The following is a 17,132-nucleotide window of genomic DNA, read 5'->3' on the forward strand; positions in this document are numbered from 1 at the left end:
GTTTTGTTTTGAGGAGGAATTGATGCGCTCCAAACTGGAATGGCGCGCGGCGCGGGTGCTTGCCATCGAGACCCCTGCCGAGGATGTGCGCGCTGTAACCTTCGACGTTGATGGTTTATGTTCGTCTTTCGATCCTGGATCGCACACCAATATCAAGGTGTCGATCAATGGCGAGCCAGCCATCCGCACCTATACGGTTCTACCGAGTGAACCCGGTACTCTGAAAATTGCCGTGAAACTGCACCCCAATAGCCGCGGAGGCTCAGCCTTTGTCTGGGGGCTCAAGCCCGGTGACGAGACCGAAATGACCGAGCCGGAAAATCGGTTCGAGCTTTCGTGGCGAGCCTCGCATTACCTGCTGGTCGCTGGCGGCATCGGCATCACACCGATCTACGGAATGGCAAAGGCTCTCGCAACGCGTGGCCAGTCGGTTCGCCTGATTTATGGCGCCAGAAGCAGAGACCAGATGGCCTTCGCCGATGAACTCCGAACCATTCTGGGAGACCGTATCGAGACCTTCAGTCAAGAGGACGGACAGGCCTTCGATCTCGCCAGCGAATTTGCTGCCCTGCCGCCGGATGGAGAAGCATATATCTGTGGTCCCCACGGTCTGCTTGAGACAGCGCGAAACTTATGGCGTGAAAGCGGCAGACCAATGAGCCGGCTGCGTTTCGAGGTGTTTGGGGATAGCGGCCGCTTTGCGGAGCAAGCCTTTCATGTGAACGTGCCACATCGCGAGAAAAGCATCGAAGTGCGGGCAGACCAGACGATGCTGGATGCGCTGATGGAAGCCGGCATCGACATGATTTACGACTGTCGCCGCGGCGAATGCGGCCTTTGCGCCATCACCGTCCTGGAAGCATCCGCCCCGCTTGATCATCGCGATGTCTTCTTTTCTGCGGAAGAACGACGTGAGGAAGCGAAAATATGCGCCTGCGTTTCGCGAGCCGTTGGCGGCACGATTACGATTGACACCGGTTACCGCAAGGACGGCGGCGTTAAGACAACACACGCCTGTGCGTAAATCGCACAGGCGGGCTTGGAGCAGCGCGCGCCGCTCTGCCTTAAAGCGTCAGGAGCGAATCCGAACGATCGCCACCGCTTTAGCAGGCGGCCGCCATCTGCGGGTTGATCGAGACCAACGCTGATTTCAGCTTTTCGATTGCGCGGCTTTCGATCTGGCGCACACGCTCCTTGGAAATTCCCAGTTCTGCACCAAGCGCCTCCAGCGTCGCACCATCATCCGTCAGACGCCGGGCACGAATGATTTTCTTCTCCCGGTCGTTCAACTTCGTCAAGGCGCCCTGCAGCCAGCGCATCCGGCGCTCACCATCGATCATGCCGGAAACCTGTTCATCCGGAAGCGGCTCGGCACTTTCCAGCATATCCAGTCGCTCAGCGCTATCGGCGTCGCCCGAGATCGACGGAGCCTGCAAGGACGCATCATTGCTGGAGAGGCGGGCGTCCATAGTCTGAACGTCAGCCAGGCTGACGCCCAGTGCCGTCGCAATCTCCTCATGAATAGCTTGAGCCGTCAGGTTGCTGTCGCCACGTGCGAGCTTCGCGCGCAGACGGCGTAGATTGAAGAACAGCGCCTTCTGCGCTGAACTGGTCCCGCCACGAACGATAGACCAGTTGCGCAGAATGTAATCCTGCATCGAAGCGCGGATCCACCAACTCGCATAGGTCGAAAATCGTACATCGCGCGCAGGCTCAAACCTTGCCGCCGCTTCCAGCAGCCCTACATAGCCTTCTTGAACGAGATCGCTCATTGGCAAACCAAAACCGCGGAACTTGGAAGCCATGGCGATGACGAGGCGCATGTGGGCCAGAGCAATCTGATTGCGAGCATCCTGGTCTTGATCGTCTTTCCATCGGACAGCCAGATCGCGCTCCTCTTCACGGGCGAGGTAGGGTGCCGACATGGCGATCTTGATCATGTTGCGATCTGCGGACATGGCGTTCATAGCGCTCTCCCTGAAACTGAATGATTGGAAAATGGCGTAGCTGAGTACTCCCTGGCCCCCGGCCTTGGATCACTGCGCTTCAACAAAAATCGGCAGTTCATGCGTTCGAATCCCCGGCTCGGTCGGCGGAAGATCGGCCAAGGCCTCGCTCCACGGTTTCCATGGCGAAGAGATTTGCAAGACAGCACTCTTCGCCGTTCCGGCGGGTTAACGCTTCAGGGAAAATATGGTTCCAATAAAAAACCCGGCTGCCGCCGGGTTTTTTAAGATGTTTCTTAAGAAGCGCTTACGCCGCTTCTTCCTGCGCATCGTCTTCATCGATGGCCTTGCCACGCTTTGGGCTTTTGGCAAGATTGGTCTCGACCAAGCGGACAGCTTCCGTGTCCGACATCTTGTTGACGGCAGCAATTTCGCGAGCCATCCGGTCCAATGCAGCTTCGTAAAGCTGGCGTTCGGAATACGACTGCTCAGGCTGATTCTCAGCACGATAGAGATCACGCACCACTTCTGCGATGGAAATCAGATCGCCAGAGTTGATCTTCGCATCATATTCCTGCGCGCGGCGTGACCACATGGTGCGCTTCACACGAGCCTTGCCTTGAACGACCTTGAGAGCGCGTTCGACGAAATCGTTCTCGGACAGCTTGCGCATGCCGATGCTCACAGCCTTGGCGACTGGAACTTTCAAGCGCATCTTGTCCTTTTCAAAATCGATCACAAAAAGCTCCAGCTTCATGCCAGCAACTTCCTGTTCCTCGATCGCCGTGATAGTACCCACTCCGTGCGCCGGATAGACGATGGCTTCACCGGTCTTGAATCCGTGGCGCGCTGAAGATTTTTTCTGCTGGGTCGTCATTCGTTTAACAAACTCCCTGTTACGCACCCGGCTGTCCATGTGCCGGGGCCGGGTCTGTCAGGCCCGGATGAGACGGGGGAACCGTCGGGTGACTCCATACTGATCCGCCAAACGCGCGCGAAAACAATTCCCTTCCGCGATCTGCGACCAAGACATTCACACATGTGGTATGTCACGGAAACCGCGGCGGGTGATCTTTTGCTTTCGTGATGTTTTTGGGCACGCGAATGCCGCTTTGTGGAACAGTTTCTATTGTCTACCACAATTATGGGCGTGAATCAATGATTTGCTTTCGCAGTCGCAAGCTTGCAACGATTCGTCCCTGCCTAATACTTAAGCAGAGATTAAATGGATGATCCGTCGGCTGCTCAGTCGCCCTTGCCCGGCTCTTCCGAGAAGTACTGCTCGAACTTGTTTTGCACGCCGTCCATTTCCTTGGCTTCCGGCATGGCATCACGCTTCACAGTGATGTTGGGCCAGACCTGGGCATATTCGGCATTGACCTTGAGCCACTTGTCGAGACCCGGCTCCGTGTCGGGCTTGATGGCCTCTGCTGGACATTCCGGTTCACAGACACCGCAATCGATGCACTCATCCGGATGGATTACCAGGAAGTTTTCGCCCTCATAGAAGCAATCTACCGGGCAGACTTCGACGCAATCGGTATACTTGCAACGGATACAGTTATCAGTCACGACATACGTCATGAGGCACTCCAGCAAAATCCAGTGTTCAGGCACCGTCGGAAAGAGACAGCAAAGGGCTTCAACAGGTATCCGCTTGATCCGCGAAACGCTAAAGCCCGCTTGCCTTGTCCCTAAAGGCTTTGCGCGCCATTCGCAAGGCAAAAGAGAATGCTTCCAAACGTCCGTCGAGCCAGTTTGTTGCACCTCTGCGAAGCGCGAAACAAAGTTCGAAGCAGTGTCACCAATCGCGCAATTTCATCCGCCAAAACCGGTGAATGACAGGGGAATTTATTTCAGGGGGCGAACCATTCGCTGAGCGCGTTCGAAGGCCGAAAGCCTTGCCTGTGGCTCGGAAACATCCTCGTACAGTCGGGATGCTTCCGGATAAGGACCGCGGCGCTCGCCAGGAGCCCGCATCACGAGCCGTTTGTCACCGCTCTCAAGGGCAAGATCGATACGATCCCCGCAACGGATCATGCGGCTCGGCAGTGTGATCACCTGGCCGTTGACCGAGACGAACCCGCCTTCCACGAGAGCCTGGGCCAGCGCTCTGGACTTCACAAGCCGGGCAAAGAAAAGCCACTTGTCGATGCGCTGACGCTGCTCTCCAAGTGGCTCTCCCGTCATCTTACTTCTTCATCTGCTCTTTCAGGGCAGCGAGCTTTGCGAAAGGTGAATCCGGATCAATCGGCTTCTCCTTGCGCGGAGGCTTGGCCTCGAAGCGGGCTGGCTGCGGCGCTTTGCCGCGATCTCCACGCTCGGGACGGTCGCCCCGGCCGCGGTCAGGACGACCGTCCTGCCGATCGCCACGATGATTAGGGCGACCACCATCACGATTGGAGCCGCCGTCCCGGTTCGGACGTCCGCCCTGCTCGGTGCGCTCACCTCTTTCGCGGTTGTCACGATTGTCGCGACGACCTTCACCCTGACGAGGCGCATTGTTCGGCGCACGGCGTTCGCCTTGCGGACACTGTCCGCCACGCTGATTTTCCGCACGGCCGCCGCCGGGACGCCAAAGGAGGACAGGCTTCGGCTCTTCGGCTACGGCAGGCTCACCTGCAGTCGCTTCGGCAGCAACTTCAGGTGCGACAGGCATTTCGCCAGCCTGTTCCTGCGGCGCTGGATCTGCATCATCCCCTGAATCAGTGGTTTCAGCCGCATCAGAGACTGGCGCGACTGATGTAGGCTGCTGGCTGGCCAGGAAGGCTTGCGCTTCTTCAGCGCTCACCGCGTCGGCGCGATAGCCCAGACCTTTGAGAATTTCTTCCATGTCATCAGGCGTCGCGCCCAGAATGGAAAGCATGGCGGTTGTCGTGACAAAACGACGTCCGTCGTAGGCGCCGTCAGGACGCGCGCTGGAACCCGGCTTCCATTGCAGGAGCGGACGAATGAGATCGGCCAGACGCTCAAGGATATCGACGCGCACGGCACGCTTGCCCAGGAAGCGGAAGCCCGCAAGCTTGTAGAAGCTCCGCTCGAAGGACGGATCCGTGACAACAGAGGTGCGGCCCGCCGCCAGTGCCGGGATCAGATCGCCATAACCCGGCTTGTCCAGACCGTCGTTCTTCAACGCCCAGAGGAGCGTGATGAGTTCTGCCGGTGCCGGCTTCAGCAGGAGCGGCATGAAGATATGGTAGGCACCGAAGCGGATGCCATAGCGGCGCATCGAAGCGCGCGCATCCTGATCCAGCGACTTGACCTCATCGGCCACATCCCGACGGAACATCAGACCGAGGTTCTCGACCAGCTGAAACGCCAGACCCTTAGCCAGACCCTGGAGGTCTTCGGCGCGAGACAGATCGTCCAGCGGCTTCAGCACTGTTGCAATGTGATGGTTGACGAAGCGCTCAAGACGCGCCGCCACATGATCACGCGCATTACCAGTCAACTGCTCGTCGGAGAGCAGGATGAGGCGCGGATGCATGATGTGGTCGCCAGCCGCGAGCTTTGCGACCGGCTCGCCCAGCCAGCGAACGAAGCCGTCAGATCCGAGCGCCAGATCGCCATTGCCGCACGCGTAGAGACGCGCGGCGCGCGCCTCGAATTCGAGCGCCAGCGCCTTCTGGGCTGCCCCCTGCACAGCTTTCGCATCTGGCCCCTCGGTACCCGCTATCGGGGTAAACCGGAAACCGGCGAGTTGACCGACGTGATGTCCCTCTACGAAGACATCTCCATTCACACTGATTTCAGCTTCCAGCATCGCATTCTCTCTCAGGCGCTTCATGAGCACAGATGTCCTGCGATCAACAAAGCGTTTCGTCAACCTTTCATGCAGCGCGTCCGACAACCTGTCCTCGATTTCCCGAGTCTTTTCTTGCCAGTGTGTCGGATGCGCAAGCCACCCCGGCCGGTTGGATACATAAGTCCACGTCCGAATCTGTGCGATTCGCGCGGAAAGCGTATCGATCTCGCCATCCGTCCGGTCGGCGCGCTGCACCTGTTCGGCCATGAAATCTTCGTTCACCCAGCCGATTCGCACCAGATCCGAAAAAATCGTCGAAATCAGGTCCGCATGCTGGGCAGGCGTAATTCTTCGGTAGTCCGGGAGCGCACAGGCATCCCACAATTTCTCGACGCGTTCCGGGTTTGTGGCCATATCAATGACCTCCGGATATCGCGACAGATAGTCCAGCGCCTGGCTGTCCGTTGCCGGAAGCGCACGCGTCAACCCCTGGATGACGGGTGCCACATCAAGACTTGCTCGCAGATCTCTCAAGGACGAGAAATCGAGCGCCTTGGAACGCCATTGCAGAACCTTCACGGGATCGAACTGGTGGGTCTCGATTCGCTCGACCAACTCATCATCGAACGGCTGGACCTGTCCCGTCACACCAAACGTGCCATCCCTCAGATGTCGGCCCGCACGTCCGGCAATCTGCCCGAGTTCTCCGGGATTGAGATTGCGAAACTGATAGCCGTCGAACTTGCGATCCTGCGCGAAGGCCACATGATCGACATCGAGATTGAGGCCCATGCCGATCGCATCGGTTGCAACCAGATACTCCACATCACCGGACTGGTAGAGCCCCACCTGCGCGTTGCGAGTCCGGGGGCTCAGCGCACCCAGAACGACGGCGGCGCCACCACGCTGACGACGAATGAGTTCCGCGATCGCATAAACCTCGTCGGCGGAGAACGCGACAATGGCAGAGCGTTGCGGCAGGCGGGTGATTTTCTTTTGCCCGGCATAAAACAGCTGCGAAAGGCGCGGTCGCTCGATCACCGTCAGCCCAGGAAGTAGCCGCTCCAGGATTGGCCGCATGGTGCCGGCGCCCAGCAGCAGAGTCTCTTCCCGTCCCCGCAAGTGCAGGATGCGGTCGGTGAAGATGTGACCACGCTCCAGATCGCCTGCAAGCTGCACTTCATCGATGGCTACAAAGGCGGACTTCGTCTCGCGCGGCATGGCCTCAACGGTGCAGACGGAAAAGCGGGCATTGGGCGGGGTGATCTTTTCTTCGCCCGTGACAAGCGCCACATGGGTCGGTCCGACTTTCTCGACCAGCCTTGTATAGACCTCACGTGCGAGAAGCCGAAGAGGAAGCCCAATGACCCCGGAGCCATGCGCCACCATTCGCTCGATCGCATAATGCGTCTTGCCGGTGTTCGTCGGGCCGAGGACCGCAGTTACACCGCGACCGCTCAAGATCATGGGGGCTTGTGAATTCAAAGCCTGTCATCCGCACAATTACTGTCACCACCTTCGCGGGCGGTCGGACCACACATGGCGACTGCGTCCGCGAATGGCAAGCAGAAATGCCTCAGAAGACAAATTAATCGTCAGTCGGCATGAACAAGTACGAGCCATGGCCTCGGCTTTTCCTGATCCAATCGTCATCAGCCTGCAAGAGTTGGAGCACACAGGCAATTGAACCAAGCGTCCGAATCGTGAAGGAAGCCTGGAACCAAAAGTGAGCCAAGCCGTTACCGCCGCACGACGATCCGTCGCCCGCATTTCAGTATCGGAGGCCAAAAATGCTCGGCACTATTCTTCTTGTGATCTTGATCCTTCTCTTGATCGGTGCCCTGCCAAACTGGGGCCACAGCCGCAATTGGGGCTATGGTCCATCGGGTGGGTTGGGCCTTGTCGTACTCATCATCATCATCCTGCTCCTGATGGGCAGGATCTAATCAAGAACGTCTCAAGGTTTAACAGGGAAGGAACCAGGACATGAAAAAGATTCTTACCGCCGCAGCATTGATCGGCATGCTTGCATCCTGCACGGCAACAGAACGCGGAACGGCTATTGGTGCCGGCACCGGTGCAGTCATCGGCGGTGCCGTGACGAATAGCTGGGGCGGTGCAGCCGTTGGCGCAGTCGGTGGCGGTCTGGTTGGCGCAGCCATCGGCCAGTCGCAGGAACGTCGCGGCTACTGCATCTATCGTGACCGTTATGGCCGCAACTACGAGGCGCGTTGCCGCTAAGTTCCGGTCCATCGGAACGCATGAAAAAGGTCGGAGCGAAAGCCCCGGCCTTTTTCGTCTCATCACTCACGCAAAATACTGTCCACCATTGGCAGAGATCGTCGAGCCGGTGATATAGCCCGCCTCATCGGAAGCGAGGAACACCACGCAGCGCGCGATCTCCTCCGGCTGGCCAAGACGCCCGACCGGGATCTGCGGCAGAATGCGCTCATTCATCACCTTTTCCGGAACCGCCATGACCATTTCAGTCGCGATATAGCCCGGGCAGATTGCGTTGACGGTGATGTTTTTCGCAGCACCTTCCTGCGCCAGCGCCTTGGTGAAGCCGAGGTCACCCGCCTTGGCAGCGGAATAGTTCGCCTGTCCCATCTGGCCCTTCTGGCCATTGATGGATGAAATATTGATGATGCGGCCGAAACTGCGGTCCCGCATGCCGGACCAGACCGGATGCGTCATGTTGAAGAGACCGGTCAGATTGGTGTTGATGACTTCATTCCATTGAGCCGGGCTCATTTTGTGGAACATGGCGTCACGTGTGATGCCGGCATTGTTGACGAGCACTTCAACCGGGCCGAGTTCCGCTTCTACCCGCGCGATGCCGTCCACGCACGCCTCGTAGGATGAAACGTCCCATTTGAAAACGGGAATGCCGGTCACATCACGGAATGCATTCGCTTTTTCTTCGTTGCCGGCATAATTCGCCGCAACCTTGTAGCCCGCTGTCTTCAACGCCAGGGCGATTGCAGAGCCGATGCCCCGTGTTCCGCCCGATACCAATGCTACTCTCGACATGAAGTTTCCCCCCGAAAAGGCATGCCGCGCATTTGTGTTCAGCTCAAATACGATGACGGCATGCGACACAAATTCTGAAGCGCATCGCCAAGGCGACAACGCGCTTCATTTTTCACACGCCGGCCCTTCTATGTGGCCGGAAATCCAGTCATCACATGGCCTCGAAGCACATGGCAACGCCCATGCCGCCGCCGATGCAAAGCGTCGCAAGACCCTTCTTGGCGCCGCGCCGCTTCATTTCAAACAGAAGCGTGTTCATGACACGCGCGCCGGAAGCACCCACCGGATGGCCGATGGCGATCGCACCGCCGTTCACGTTCACGATCGAAGGATCCCAGCCCATGTCCTTGTTGACGGCGCAGGCCTGCGCGGCGAAGGCTTCGTTTGCCTCGACGAGATCCAGATCCTTGACTGACCAGCCCGCCTTCTCCAGCGCGCGGCGGGAAGCGGGAATTGGCCCTGTTCCCATGATCTGCGGATCGACGCCCGCCGTTGCCCAGGATACGATACGAGCCATAGGCACGATACCGCGGCGCACAGCTTCTTCCTCGCTCATCAGAAGCGCGACGGCTGCCCCGTCATTGATACCGGAGGCATTACCAGCGGTCACCGTTCCTTCCTTGTCGAAGGCCGGTCGCAGCTTGGTCATGCTTTCCAGCGTGGCGCCAGCGCGGATATATTCATCCGCATCGACCGTCACGTCACCCTTCCGTCCCTTGACTACGAAGGGCGTGATTTCGTCGACAAAACGACCAGCCTTCTGCGCAGCTTCCGCCTTGTTCTGGGAAGCCAGTGCGAATTGATCCTGCTCGTCGCGAGAAAGCTGCCACTGACGTGCCACGTTCTCGGCCGTGATACCCATGTGATAGCCGTAGAAGGCGTCCGTCAGGCCGTCCTTGATCATGGTATCGATCATTTTCATGTCGCCCATCTTGGTGCCGTTGCGCAGATGCGCGCAATGCGGCGCCATGGACATCGATTCCTGACCACCCGCCACGATGATGCGGGCGTCGCCTGAAGCGATCTGCTGCATGCCAAGCGCGACGGCGCGCAGACCCGAGCCGCAGAGCTGGTTCATGCCCCAGGCCGTCTTTTCCTGCGGAATGCCCGCCTTCATCGCCGCCTGACGGGCCGGATTCTGTCCCTCGCCAGCGGTCAGGATCTGTCCAAGAATGACTTCATCGACTTCAGACGCTTCAACCTTGGCGCGTTCCAGCGCTGCCTTGATGGCGGCGGCACCCAGCTCATGGGCAGGTGTGTTGGCGAAAGACCCGTTGAATGAACCGACGGCAGTGCGGGCCGCAGACGCAATAACGATGGATGGCTGACTCATGGGTGTTCCTCCGAAAATCCCTGATTGGTTGAAGTGAAGACTGGCAAAGCTTGAGCCACAAGTCAAAGGCAACCTTCGGCGGATTTCACATGGCACCTGTCAAAACTTTGCATGCCGGGATTCAACCTGAGGGGCGAATCATCCACAGCTCTCGCATCGCACAAATCCGTTGTCAGCATGGTTTATTTAAGCGTAGTGTTACTGCGGGAGCGAAATACAAAATTCCATATTGACGGGATCAGGAGATAAATATGGCCAAGACGGATGGTGACGTTGTCATAAAAAAATATGCCAACCGCCGGCTCTATAATACAGGCACCAGCACTTACGTGACGCTGGAAGATCTTGCGCAGATGGTCAAGCGCGGCGAGGACTTCACGGTACAGGACGCCAAGAGCGGCGAAGATATCACCCATTCCGTCCTGACGCAGATTATCTTCGAGCAGGAATCGAAAACCGGAAATACCCTGTTGCCGATTTCATTCCTGCGCCAGCTGATCTCCTATTACGGTGACCAGATGCAGATGGTGGTGCCCACCTTCCTCGAGCACTCGATGAAGACCTTCGCCGACCAGCAGACGCAAATGCGCGAACAGATGACGCGCGCCTTCGGCGAAACGCCACTCACAAAGAACCTGCAGGCGCCTATGCAATTGATGGAAGAGCAGGTGCGGCGAAATACGGAAATGTTCCGTCAGGCCATGCAAATGTTCTCGCCCTTTGGTGCAACACCGCAGGCCACGCCGGAGGCCGCGAAGAAGAGCGCCGACCCACGCGACATAGACGATCTGAAAGAGCAGTTGCGCAGCTTGCAGAACCGGCTGGACAGCTTCGGCTCGTGAGCCAAAGCGGCACGAAACCAACCAGACTGGCGAACGGGAGCCTCATCGCTCCCGAACTGTTTCAAGCGAGCATTGGACGGAAATGTAACGTTTCCGTGTCTGCAACCGATCGCTTTCATGAGGAACTCCAGCAGCTTGATCCGGTTAGCACACCGTCCCTCAAGGAGAAAATCATGCGTGCCATCAACCTGATCACCCTGCTTCTCATCATCATCGGCGGTGTCAACTGGCTACTTGTCGGCTTGGCCAACTTCGATCTCGTCGCGGCTCTCTTCGGTGGGCAGCAAGCCCTTCTTTCCAGAATAGTCTATGTTCTCGTGGGCCTGTCAGCTCTGTGGCAGTTGAGACCTTTCGTCCGCGCAATGAATGTGGGCGAAACCGCTGCCCAGGCAAATACAATTCGCCACTGATCAACAACCGATCAGCCAGCATAATCAGGAAGGGTCGGATACATACCGGCCCTTTTCTGTTTCAGACCACCAAAGACAGAAAAGGCCGGCGAAACGCCAGCCTTTCAGCATCAAGACGATGAAAAACGCTTATGCGCTTTCCTTCGGCGTCAGAACCTGGCGACCACGATACATACCGGTCTTCAGGTCGATATGGTGCGGACGACGCAGTTCGCCGGAGTTCTTGTCTTCGACATAGGTCGGGTTCTTCAGGGCGTCAGCCGAACGGCGCATACCGCGCTTGGACGGGCTCACTTTTCTCTTCGGTACTGCCATTCTCGTTACTCCAAATAGGCGTGCAAAACTCAGTCTGCGGCCGGTATCGACCGTGAAAGACTAGCTTCGATCTCGGAAATTTGCGGCGCTTATACATGCCGGAACAGGCTTTGACCAGTCCCCACAGGGATTTTTTCGAGTCAATTCAGACCCGGGAGGCAAATCAGGCTTCATCCGCCGGAACGATCCAGGGTTCGGCCAAGGCCGCCTCCTTCCATTCGATCCATGCCGGATGCGCCTGCATGGCAGCCATATAGGATCTGGTGTCGTCGTCAACCGCTATATCATAGACATCCAGCCGGTTTATCACCGGCGCAAACATCGCATCCGCGCCACTGAAGGCACCGAACAGGAATGGCCCGCCGGAGCGGTGCCGCATCGTTTTCCAGATCTCGGTGATCCGCGCCACATCGCCTGCCACACCATCCGGCAGGTCGATAGCCCTCTTCTCGCGACGCATGTTCATGGGGCAGGCGCCACGCAGGGCACGAAAGCCGGAAAGCATCTCCATGGAAATAGAGCGGGCCAATGCGCGATCGGCAGGATCATAAGGCCAGACGCCAGCCTCCGGATAAAGCTCGGCCACATACTCGATGATGGCCAGCGACTCCCAGATATGCAGGCTGCCGTGTTTCAGCACCGGCACCCTGCCGGTCGGCGAGAATTCGCGGAACTTGGGATTGCCGCCGCTATCGTCGAACTGGGTCAACACCTCTTCGAACGGAACATTCGCGGCCTTCATGGCCATCCAGGGACGAAGGGACCAGGAAGAATAATTCTTGTTCGCGATATAAAGTACCAGCCCGTCCATCGATCCACCCTCTGCTCGTTTCCAGCGAACCTACAGGCATGGCTTGCCGGGCTCCAACGCATTTTTGTGAGGTCAGCCATAAAGGCAGCTTATGTAGCCACCCGCTGCTTGCGCACGCCTTTCGATAACCCCGGCAAGCCGCTGCATCCCTCGCCCGGGCTTGCTGGCAACCCGGGTGATTGGATTGGGAAGCGCAACAGCCAGGAGACCAGCCTGTCGCCGGGTCAACTTGGCGGCAGGCACCTTGAAATAGTGTCGCGAGGCCGCCTCGATCCCGTAGATGCCAGGGCCCCATTCGGCAACGTTGAGATAGATTTCCATCATGCGTCGCTTCGACCAGACGAGATCGGCCCACATGGCAAGAGGCAGTTCCAGCCCCTTTCGAACGAAGCTTCGGCCATTCCAGAGGAACAGGTTCTTTGCCGTCTGCATGGGAATGGTGCTTGCGCCACGCGTCGCCTCGCCCTCCAGCGCATCCTGAACGACCCCGCGCATCTGAACCCAATCGACGCCGCCATGGGCGCAGAACTGCCCGTCCTCGGACATCATGACCGAACGCACCAGCGTTGGAGAAATATCTTCGAACGACACCCACTGCCGGTCGTAGCCTCTGAACAGGGCAAGATCGGCCAGCATCAAGGTTGAAACAGGGCGCACGAATGGGAGCGCGTAGAGCAGAACCAGCACATAAGGCAGCAGAAGAAATGCACCCACGATCTTGGCGGCAAGCAGCAGCCTTTCCCTGATCCGCCAGTCGGGCTTTGGGCTCGCCATGGGCGGTGCCTCGTCCTCTTCGGATTGCTGCTGGTCGGAGGAAACGTCCAACATCCCTACTCGTTTTAGCCATTCCTGTTGTGTTCATACCGGCACCGTGCATCGAAAGCGAGTGGCAGTGCCGCTTACTCAAGGCTTTTCGCAAAACTTCGTTGCCTCCGCCCGCCGCTCATGCCAAGGAACCGCCATGAAGACCTTGGATAGCACCCTTTTCGAAGATCACTTGCGCCAACGCGCGGCCGATATGGAACGTCTGCTCTCGGACCTGCTCGACAGCACGGTTCGCGACGATGAGATTGTCCGCCCGAACCATCTGCTGGCGGCGATGCGCCACGGCACGCTGAATGGCGGCAAGCGGCTTCGGCCCTTTCTCGTGCAGGAAAGCGCGCTGTTGTTTGGCGGCGATCCGGAGGCTGCTTCGCGCGTCGGTGCGGCTCTTGAATGCCTGCACAGCTATTCCCTGATCCATGACGATCTTCCCGCCATGGATGACGATGACCTGCGCCGGGGCCAGCCGACTGTTCACAAGGCGTTTGACGAAGCGACAGCCATTCTGGCCGGTGACAGCCTTCTGACCTATGCGTTCGATATCATCACCGCGCCCGCAACGAAGCTCGCAGCGGACCGCAAGGTGGAGCTTGTCCTGGCGCTTTCGCGTGCCGCCGGTCTTGGGGGCATGGCAGGCGGACAGGCACTGGACCTTGCGGCAGAGACCGCTGCACCGGATGAGGATGGCGTCATCACGCTCCAGGCCATGAAGACAGGCGCTCTGCTGCGCTTTGCCTGTGAAGCCGGAGCCATCATTGCCGGCGCCTCTGAGGACGATCGCAAGCGCCTGCGCCGCTTTGGAGAGATCATAGGCCTCGCCTTCCAGATCGCGGACGACGTGCTGGACGTGACCTCCGATGCCGCTACGATGGGCAAGGCAACGGGCAAGGATGCTGACCGGGGCAAGGCTACCCTCGTTTCGCGCAACGGCCTCGATTGGGCCGAAAGACGACTCGACCAGTTGGTGACGGAAGCCGTCGAGCTTCTGCAGCCTTATGGCGAGAAGGCGCAGGTTCTGGTGGCCACGGCACGTTTCGTCGCAAACAGGAAGAGTTGACCCTCTCCCATCACATTCGGTGATCCAAGTCTTCAAAACTTGTCACGTGACTTGCAGCGGCCTGCCTGTGCATTCTTGGCCAAACGAAGCCGGGATAGCCGCATGTCAGAACTTTTTCAGCACTGGCCGCAATTGATGGCGGCCTACAGCCTTTACCTCGTGGCAGTCATAACCCCCGGCCCCGCCAATCTGGCAATCATGGGAACCGCGATGAATGAGGGCCGCAAACGCGGCATCGTGATCGCACTCGGCATTTTCACGGGCTCATTCACCTGGGCAATGGCGGCAGCACTGGGTCTTGCGGCGGTTCTGACTCGCTATGGCGAAATCCTGCAACTTCTCAAGATCGTCGGCGGGCTCTACATGCTTTACCTCGCCTTCAAAGCAGCAAGAAGCCTGAGGCGGGCTCCATCCGGGGAAGATCTGACCACTCCTGTGCGTCAAAAGAGCCTGTGGCGGGTCTATCTGACCGGCTATGCCATTCACCTCACCAATCCGAAGGCGATCTTTGGCTGGCTGGCAACGATCTCGCTCGGGCTTCCTCCCGGCGCATCGGCCATCTCCGTCGCAATCGTGGTCTGCGGCTGCCTGCTGACTGGCATAACCGTCTTCATGACCTATGCCTTGCTGTTTTCAACGCGGCGGGCCGTCAACCTCTATCGCAATGCGCGGCGCCCGCTTGACGCGCTGATGGCACTCTTCTTCGGCGCGGCTGGCGTAAAGATGATTTCGAGCGCGCTCTGAAGAGGTTCAATATGAAAAAGGCGCCGCTTGGCGCGACGCCTTGTCTGTATACGCTTGATCCGATGATCAGCCCTGCGTGATCGGCGCGATCTGGATTTCGACGCGGCGATTCTGCGCTCGGCCATTGGGTGTTGCGTTGGAGGCAACCGGCTGGGATGGACCGAAACCAAGCGTTGACATGCGGCGCTGATCCACACCCCGCCCACCGAGATAATTGGCGACGGATGCCGCGCGGCGCTCGGAGAGCTCCTGATTGTGGGCTGCACTTCCGGTGGAATCCGTATGGCCGTTGACATCGATCAGCGTACGATTGAACTTGTTCAGCACAAGCGCGACCGAATCGAGCGTCTGGTAGAAGCCCGGCAGAACCTGATCCTGATCCGTCGGGAAGGTGATGTTAGACGGCATATTCAGAATGATGCGATCGCCGACGCGGGTTACGGAAATACCGGTTCCCTGCAACTGGGCGCGCAGTTCCGATTCCTGCTGGTCCATGTAATTGCCGATAGCGCCGCCTGCGAGCGCACCGACGCCCGCCCCGATGAGCGCCGCATTGCGGCGGCCGACCGGCGAATTCCCAACGGCCAGACCGGCAAGCGCGCCGAGGCCCGCACCGATGGCAGCGCCACCCGCCGTATTGGAAACCTTCTGTTGGCCCGTATAGGGATCAGTCGTCGTGCAGGCGGAAAGATAGGTCGCGCAGGTGGCGACAATGATGATTTTCTTGAGCATGGAATCGTCCGTCCCCGTCGTGATGGAGGCGATTCCTTTACCATGAATTGCGGCAAGAGCGAGGAGGTCCCGCCATCCTGCTAGAAATTCATTCCGCCGCTGTTTTGTGACCGAACCGCTTCTCGATGTAATCGATGACGAGGGCTTCGAATTCAGCGGCAATGTTCGGGCCACGCAGCGTCAGCGCCTTTTGCCCGTCGATGAAAACAGGTGCGGCAGGAGTTTCACCTGTACCGGGAAGCGAAATGCCGATATCGGCATGCTTGCTTTCGCCCGGACCATTGACGATGCAGCCCATGACCGCAACGTTAAGACCTTCTACGCCCGGATACTTCTCGCGCCAGACCGGCATGTTCTTGCGGATATCATCCTGAATTTTCTGGGCAAGTTCCTGAAACACCGTCGAAGTGGTGCGCCCGCAGCCGGGACAGGCGGCAACGACCGGCACGAACTGGCGAAAGCCCATAACCTGCAACAGCTCCTGCGCAACCTGCACCTCGCGCGTACGGTCGCCATTCGGCTCAGGGGTCAGCGACACACGGATCGTATCGCCGATACCGTGCTGCAACACGTAACCCATGGCGGCGGAGGAAGCGACGATACCCTTTGTGCCCATGCCTGCCTCGGTCAGGCCAAGATGCAAAGCATGGTCCGAACGTTCCGCCAGCATGCCATAAACCGCGATCAGATCCTGTACCTGACTGACCTTGGCCGAGAGGATGATGCGATTGCGTGGCAGGCCGATCTCTTCCGCCAGCTGCGCAGACAAGAGCGCCGACTGGCAGATGGCCTCATGCATGACTTCGCGCGCTGAAAGTGGCGAGCCCTGCGCTTGGTTCTCGTCCATCAAGCGTGTTAGCAGATCCTGGTCAAGAGAACCCCAGTTGACGCCGATACGCACCGGCTTGTCGTAGCGGATCGCCATCTCGATGATATCTGCGAACTGCTTGTCCTTCTTGTCCTTGAAGCCGACATTGCCGGGATTGATGCGATATTTCGCAAGCGCTTCCGCGCAGGCCGGATGATCGCTCAGGAGCTTGTGGCCAATATAGTGGAAGTCTCCCACCAGCGGCACATCCATGCCAAGGCGCAGCAGGCGCTCGCGGATCTTCGGGACTGCCGCAGCACTTTCATCACGGTCCACGGTAATGCGAACGATCTCGGAGCCCGCCTGAAACAGCGCGGCCACCTGCGCGACGGTGGAATCCACATCCGCCGTATCCGTGTTCGTCATCGACTGAACAACGACGGGCGCACCGCCCCCGACGATGACGCCGCCCACATCAACGGCGACGGAGGCGCGGCGTGGTTTCGGATCATAAGCGGACGACATGGAGATCAC

Annotated in this window: 19 protein-coding genes; 7 read left to right on the forward strand and 12 right to left on the reverse strand. The window is 58.7% G+C overall.

What is annotated here, in order from left to right; all coding sequences use genetic code 11:
• Positions 1–22 precede the first annotated feature (22 nt).
• Positions 23–1,024: a PDR/VanB family oxidoreductase gene (locus ASD54_RS19510; protein ID WP_062556212.1), complete on the forward strand. Its 1,002-nt coding sequence runs from the start codon at positions 23–25 to the stop codon at positions 1,022–1,024.
• A gap of 79 nt (positions 1,025–1,103) precedes the next feature.
• Here ASD54_RS19510 and ASD54_RS19515 read toward each other — a convergent pair whose 3' ends face one another.
• The 5 genes from ASD54_RS19515 to ASD54_RS19535 form a co-directional block, all read right to left on the reverse strand.
• Entirely contained in the window at positions 1,104–1,967 is an 864-nt protein-coding gene (locus ASD54_RS19515) for an RNA polymerase factor sigma-32 (RefSeq protein WP_062556213.1), read from the reverse strand.
• A 286-nt stretch (positions 1,968–2,253) separates the two neighbouring features.
• Positions 2,254–2,823, reverse strand: coding sequence for a CarD family transcriptional regulator (locus tag ASD54_RS19520; protein ID WP_062556214.1), 570 nt, complete (start codon positions 2,821–2,823; stop codon positions 2,254–2,256).
• A gap of 368 nt (positions 2,824–3,191) precedes the next feature.
• The gene (fdxA, locus tag ASD54_RS19525; protein WP_062556215.1) at positions 3,192–3,530 is read right to left on the reverse strand and encodes a ferredoxin FdxA; all 339 of its coding nucleotides are present in this window, start codon (positions 3,528–3,530) and stop codon (positions 3,192–3,194) included.
• Positions 3,531–3,797: 267 nt separating this feature from the next.
• A complete protein-coding gene (locus ASD54_RS19530; protein ID WP_062556216.1) occupies positions 3,798–4,136 on the reverse strand; it encodes an RNA-binding S4 domain-containing protein in 339 nt (112 codons plus the stop codon).
• 1 nt (position 4,137) lies between these two features.
• Positions 4,138–7,158 carry a helicase-related protein gene (locus ASD54_RS19535; RefSeq protein ID WP_062556217.1) on the reverse strand — a complete coding sequence of 1,007 codons (3,021 nt, stop codon included), beginning with the start codon at positions 7,156–7,158 and terminating at the stop codon, positions 4,138–4,140.
• A 323-nt stretch (positions 7,159–7,481) separates the two neighbouring features.
• Here ASD54_RS19535 and ASD54_RS26260 point away from each other — a divergent pair, with 323 nt between their 5' ends.
• Both ASD54_RS26260 and ASD54_RS19540 read left to right on the forward strand, forming a co-directional pair.
• Positions 7,482–7,637: a DUF3309 family protein gene (locus tag ASD54_RS26260; RefSeq protein WP_082547286.1), complete on the forward strand. Its 156-nt coding sequence runs from the start codon at positions 7,482–7,484 to the stop codon at positions 7,635–7,637.
• A gap of 40 nt (positions 7,638–7,677) precedes the next feature.
• Complete coding sequence (locus tag ASD54_RS19540; protein WP_062556218.1) at positions 7,678–7,932, forward strand: glycine zipper domain-containing protein; 255 nt, start codon at positions 7,678–7,680, stop codon at positions 7,930–7,932.
• 66 nt (positions 7,933–7,998) lie between these two features.
• On the opposite strand, the gene ASD54_RS19545 is transcribed toward ASD54_RS19540, so the two are convergent.
• Both ASD54_RS19545 and ASD54_RS19550 read right to left on the reverse strand, forming a co-directional pair.
• Positions 7,999–8,724 carry a beta-ketoacyl-ACP reductase gene (locus tag ASD54_RS19545; protein ID WP_062556305.1) on the reverse strand — a complete coding sequence of 242 codons (726 nt, stop codon included), beginning with the start codon at positions 8,722–8,724 and terminating at the stop codon, positions 7,999–8,001.
• A 151-nt stretch (positions 8,725–8,875) separates the two neighbouring features.
• Positions 8,876–10,057, reverse strand: a complete 1,182-nt coding sequence (locus ASD54_RS19550; protein ID WP_062556219.1) for an acetyl-CoA C-acetyltransferase — start codon at positions 10,055–10,057, stop codon at positions 8,876–8,878.
• Positions 10,058–10,308: 251 nt separating this feature from the next.
• Here ASD54_RS19550 and phaR point away from each other — a divergent pair, with 251 nt between their 5' ends.
• Together phaR and ASD54_RS19560 are read left to right on the forward strand one after the other, a co-directional pair.
• Positions 10,309–10,899, forward strand: coding sequence for a polyhydroxyalkanoate synthesis repressor PhaR (phaR, locus tag ASD54_RS19555; protein WP_062556220.1), 591 nt, complete (start codon positions 10,309–10,311; stop codon positions 10,897–10,899).
• Positions 10,900–11,072: 173 nt separating this feature from the next.
• On the forward strand, positions 11,073–11,309 hold the full coding sequence (locus ASD54_RS19560; protein ID WP_062556306.1) for a DUF378 domain-containing protein: 237 nt from the start codon (positions 11,073–11,075) through the stop codon (positions 11,307–11,309).
• 129 nt (positions 11,310–11,438) lie between these two features.
• Here the strand turns inward: ASD54_RS19560 and rpmF are convergent, their stop codons facing one another.
• From rpmF to mtgA, 3 genes are all read right to left on the reverse strand, one after another.
• A complete protein-coding gene (gene rpmF, locus ASD54_RS19565) occupies positions 11,439–11,624 on the reverse strand; it encodes a 50S ribosomal protein L32 (RefSeq protein ID WP_062556221.1) in 186 nt (61 codons plus the stop codon).
• Positions 11,625–11,787: 163 nt separating this feature from the next.
• A complete protein-coding gene (locus ASD54_RS19570; protein WP_062556222.1) occupies positions 11,788–12,435 on the reverse strand; it encodes a glutathione S-transferase family protein in 648 nt (215 codons plus the stop codon).
• 72 nt (positions 12,436–12,507) lie between these two features.
• The gene (mtgA, locus tag ASD54_RS19575; RefSeq protein WP_062556307.1) at positions 12,508–13,209 is read right to left on the reverse strand and encodes a monofunctional biosynthetic peptidoglycan transglycosylase; all 702 of its coding nucleotides are present in this window, start codon (positions 13,207–13,209) and stop codon (positions 12,508–12,510) included.
• Positions 13,210–13,405: 196 nt separating this feature from the next.
• On the opposite strand from mtgA, the gene ASD54_RS19580 reads away from it, so the two are divergent.
• Together ASD54_RS19580 and ASD54_RS19585 are read left to right on the forward strand one after the other, a co-directional pair.
• Positions 13,406–14,314: a polyprenyl synthetase family protein gene (locus ASD54_RS19580; RefSeq protein ID WP_062556308.1), complete on the forward strand. Its 909-nt coding sequence runs from the start codon at positions 13,406–13,408 to the stop codon at positions 14,312–14,314.
• 102 nt (positions 14,315–14,416) lie between these two features.
• On the forward strand, positions 14,417–15,058 hold the full coding sequence (locus ASD54_RS19585) for a LysE family translocator (RefSeq protein WP_062556223.1): 642 nt from the start codon (positions 14,417–14,419) through the stop codon (positions 15,056–15,058).
• A gap of 66 nt (positions 15,059–15,124) precedes the next feature.
• On the opposite strand, the gene ASD54_RS19590 is transcribed toward ASD54_RS19585, so the two are convergent.
• Positions 15,125–15,790 (reverse strand): OmpA family protein, encoded by a 666-nt coding sequence (locus ASD54_RS19590; RefSeq protein WP_062556224.1) that lies wholly within the window; start codon positions 15,788–15,790, stop codon positions 15,125–15,127.
• 88 nt (positions 15,791–15,878) lie between these two features.
• On the reverse strand, positions 15,879–17,129 hold the full coding sequence (ispG, locus tag ASD54_RS19595) for a flavodoxin-dependent (E)-4-hydroxy-3-methylbut-2-enyl-diphosphate synthase (protein ID WP_062556309.1): 1,251 nt from the start codon (positions 17,127–17,129) through the stop codon (positions 15,879–15,881).
• Between the last annotated feature and the right edge of the window lie 3 nt (positions 17,130–17,132).

This window comes from Rhizobium sp. Root149 (assembly GCF_001427345.1).
In the GTDB taxonomy this organism is placed as follows: Bacteria; Pseudomonadota; Alphaproteobacteria; order Rhizobiales; family Rhizobiaceae; genus Neorhizobium; species Neorhizobium rhizoryzae.